At 68.5% G+C, this 650-nt stretch carries 1 protein-coding gene; it reads right to left on the bottom strand.

All coding sequences use genetic code 11. The features are described from left to right. Positions 1-650, bottom strand: a 650-nt coding sequence (locus GO986_RS22460; RefSeq protein WP_439648726.1) for a superoxide dismutase family protein, incomplete at both ends; no start/stop codon positions are given.

Here is a 650-nt window from a genome sequence, read left to right as displayed (position 1 = left end):
TCGCCGGTGCGGGCACTGCCGGTGAACAGGAGGCCCCGTTTGGCGTCATAGGCCACGCCCTCGGGAAAGTCCTGCGGCCCGGGCAGGGGGTAGTCCCGCACGCTGAAGTTCAGGCGCGTGATCACCCCACACCGTTCCCTCGCGCCCGTCAGCCCCGCAGGATCACTCTTGTAGTCATCCGCCTTGGCATGAATCACGATGCTGCGATTGAGGACCCCCGTCATCCCCGTCAGGCTGCTCTTGGCCGTTGTGTACGTCAGCGTCCCTGTCCCGTCGGCCCCCACCGTGATCATCGGTAGGTCCCCGCCGTGGCCATAGTGGTTGTCGGCCACCGGGTCATCGTGGTTCTTGCTCATGCCGGGGTCAAAATGACCCCCGGCCCCACCAAAGGCCACCACCGTATTGGTTGCTGGGTCAATGCCGGGGGTGCAGCGGCCGTTCTCGTGCAGGTGCAATCCGTGCTGGCCGGGGGTCAGGCCGCTGACCTGCACCTGCACGCGCAGGTTCATCCCCTGCTGGGTGAAGGTGGCGGTGCCGCGCACCTGCCCCTGGGGGTCGCGCAGGGCGGCAGTGGCGGAGAGAGGACTGGAGGCGGGGGCGGCCATCGCCATGGGGAGGTCCAGGCCGCCAGCGAGGGCGAAGCCGAGGGA

Origin of the sequence: Deinococcus arboris (assembly GCF_009755355.1) — a bacterium.
In the GTDB taxonomy this organism is placed as follows: domain Bacteria; phylum Deinococcota; class Deinococci; order Deinococcales; family Deinococcaceae; genus Deinococcus; species Deinococcus betulae.
The sequence above is the reverse complement of the archived record's forward strand: the minus strand, read 5'-3'. Positions and strand labels throughout refer to the sequence as shown.